The following is a 3,136-nucleotide window of genomic DNA, read 5'->3' on the forward strand; positions in this document are numbered from 1 at the left end:
ATCAAAAAATCAAGTAGGATTCATATAGCGATTTTGATAGTAAGCCAAAATCTGGTTAGCTCGTTGCCGACTTTCTGAACCAGAGTTTGCTGTCCATGAGAGGCTCAAACCAGCAATTTGACTTTGATTGTAATCAAACTGCTCGGATGACTGGGGAATTAAATCCACTTCCACCCCTTCGACTTGATGTAAATGCGCTGCTATTTCTCTATAAACAGCTAAAGGCAAATCAGCGAATTCAATTTTTTCCTGACTCTCCATCTTTATGAAGCTCCCACATTAAGAGAATTTTGGAGAGGTGTTGTCACTGAAATAGGATTGCCGGTAGCAGATGCAGCTGACGGCGTTGAGGTGACAGCCCCTTCCCCTACCATTTTGGCAACTTCAATACCAAATTGTTCCAAAATCACGATGGGGTTGTAGCCCTGATTCATTTCAATACGTTTAATCAGTACGCCATTTGCCAATCGCTGTCCCGCTTGTACATAGCGACTTGTCGGCTCATCGGGTACTTTGATAATTGCCTGTGGTTCCTTACTAATTAGAACTACACCACTCACAACCACTGCCCTTGCTAATTCAGGTTGTGCTGGTGGTGGCAATACAGAGGCTAAAGTTGGGTTGGGGACAACTTGAGGTAAAACCTTGGGTAAGACTGAAGTCAAGGTAGGATTGACTTTTTTTGCTACAGAAGAAACGTTATTTTTCTTTGGATTTAAAGCTATGCTGCCTGTTGGAAGTTTTCGTGTTGGAAGTTTTCGTACTGCTAGTGATGCAGTAGGTAGCTTAGGCACCACAGGGACAGGCCTTCCAGATATTTGAGGCATTCCGGGAACCATCTGCCCGAAAAGTTGTGTAAAGGGGTCACTTCGATCTTTTGATACCACAAGTTCTCGTGCCCGTTGTGTAGCATTAGTGGATTGAATCAAGTTAGCAGATGTAAGACTAACTTGTGAAACCTGTTTGGCAGGTATCACTGGATTCTTAAAGGATTGAGCCGCTGGTGGCGACTTTGTGGCTATTTTGGGAATTGGTACAGGATTGACTGCTTGTTGTGTATCTTCAGAAGCACATCCAGCGATCGCCAAAGTTAAAATAGCTGCAATTGTAATTTTTGAAGTTCTGCCCATGAGCTGTTCTCAAAAGCCATTGGAAAATTGAAAAATGGAAATCAAAATGCCTGAAATGTGTATTAAAGGCAAAGTATGTTCCCTTTATAACCTAATTTTTTACATTTCAAGGGTTATTTTTAGCACTGCCTACCCAGCATAACTGCGGGTTGGTGTTTGTTTGCAGTTAGTCCTCAGCCACACCCATAAGCTCTTTCATCAAATCCAGGCCTTTCTTGACTCTACGAGAAACCGTAACTACACTGATACCCAGATGTTCTGCAACTTGTTTTTGGGTTAAATCTTGCAAAAACACACATTCCAACACATCGCGGGTGCGTTTTTCTAGCTGAACCAATGCTTGTTGTAAGCGAAGTTGGTCTTCTTGTGCCAGTTGAAAGCTGCGATAGTTAGGATCTGGAACCAATTCTCCCAAGCAGGTAGAGCCTTCTTCTCCATCTTGGATTGGCACATCAAGACTTAAGGGAGCGCGATTGACCCATGCTAATTTAATTTCTTGCCATTCGTTTGGAGAAATTTCTAGTGCTGCTGCTAATTCTGAGTCAGTTGGTTGACGATTATGTTTTTCACGCCAAGAACGTGATACTCCTATTGCTTGCTGTTGGAGTGCTAACCATCTCCGAGGAATTCGGACGGTGACACCTTTATCTCGGAGATAGTGTTGAATTTCACCCCGAATATAAGGAAGAGCGTAGGAACTGAAGGCATGTCCCTTGGAAAGTTCAAATCTTTCAATAGCTCTGATTAAACCCAAACATCCAACCTGGAGCAAATCATCATAGGTTTCATGACATTGATTTGTCCAATAGTGAGCTTCTTTTCTCACAAGTCCAAAATTGAGTTTTACCAGTTGATTACGGATATTTTCTGACGGAGATTGCTGATATTCTCGCAACAACTGCCAAATTTCGTGTTTGAGTTCAGTGGTGACTGTGGTAGGCATAGCACCGGGTTTATTGAGCAAATAAAGAATCAATTATTCGCTTTTAAATTAAGCTGCGATCGCACGACATCAAAGACAATATCGCGCTATATTTCCGAGCAAATACTATGGTAGATAACAAAGCTTTTCTATCAAAATTCCATAGATTGCTTGACAATAGAGCAAAATTTAAATGGGCGAAATCGGTATTTAGTTGGTTATTTATCTTTGGTATGATCTGTAGGTTTTTTGAGAACTACATAGGAATAAAATATAAAATTAATCACTAAATATCAAACCGAGATTGTACTTAACTTGAATTAATTAATGATGAAGTTAATTTATAGAAACAAAACAACAGTAGTCGGTTTTTTGTTGGAATAGTAAAAGTTATATTTACAGTAAAATTACGTGTCTATTCAACAGAGATTTATCCAATAATTAAAAATTACTAAATAATTTAAAAGAATACTATGTATATTTACGCAAGCCAATAAAAAAAGGGCATCTCGCCCTTTTTTGTACTTAAGTCTATAGTCTTTTAATGAAAGGGAAAAGGTTAAAGGGATGAATCAAGTGACCCACAAAATTTAGGGATCAAAATTTTCCCAATTGCCAAAGCTATTTTGCTCGGTTTTAACTTTTCCCCATCTTTGTAAAAAACCTATCTACCCTCTTGAAAAAAGAGGGTAGATAGGTTAACTTTTGTGATCAAATCTGATACTTACAGAATTGTCATTCTGAGTGCCAGTTATTTGCTTTACTTCCAAAGATTTAGCCACGAGTAGGTTCAACCCGTCCATAAAATAGACCGCGAATCTTAACTTCTTTAGGTTCGCCAGCACCTAAATCTGTATCAGATGGCTGTTCACTCTCGAAAGTACCAGCAATTTCACCGCTAGAACTGTCTATTTTAGCGATTTGCAGAGAAATCTTGCCATTGAGATTTTCAGCACGCTTGACATTAGTACGGGTAAGTTCTTCATCATCTGCTTGGGCGGGGAGCGCTACGGCATTATCGTAGCCACTGACAACACCACGACCTTTAGGATCTAGGAAGGCAGCACCACGATAGGAAGGAACT

General features: G+C 40.0%; 4 protein-coding genes. All 4 read right to left on the minus strand.

Annotated features, from left to right (window positions below; all coding sequences use genetic code 11):
* Window positions 1-9 precede the first annotated feature (9 nt).
* Window positions 10-261, minus strand: coding sequence for a hypothetical protein (locus tag RRG12_RS42215; RefSeq protein ID WP_420761606.1), 252 nt, complete (start codon window positions 259-261; stop codon window positions 10-12).
* A 2-nt stretch (window positions 262-263) separates the two neighbouring features.
* Window positions 264-1,130 (minus strand): hypothetical protein, encoded by an 867-nt coding sequence (locus tag RRG12_RS42220; RefSeq protein WP_420761605.1) that lies wholly within the window; start codon window positions 1,128-1,130, stop codon window positions 264-266.
* A 166-nt stretch (window positions 1,131-1,296) separates the two neighbouring features.
* Window positions 1,297-2,073, minus strand: a complete 777-nt coding sequence (locus tag RRG12_RS42225) for an RNA polymerase sigma factor SigF (protein WP_069070946.1) — start codon at window positions 2,071-2,073, stop codon at window positions 1,297-1,299.
* Between the two features lie 753 nt (window positions 2,074-2,826).
* Window positions 2,827-3,136: photosystem II manganese-stabilizing polypeptide (gene psbO, locus RRG12_RS42230; protein ID WP_420763231.1), on the minus strand; the 310-nt coding region annotated here is incomplete at its 5' end.

The sequence above is a fragment of the Nostoc sp. CALU 546 genome (assembly GCF_048836525.1).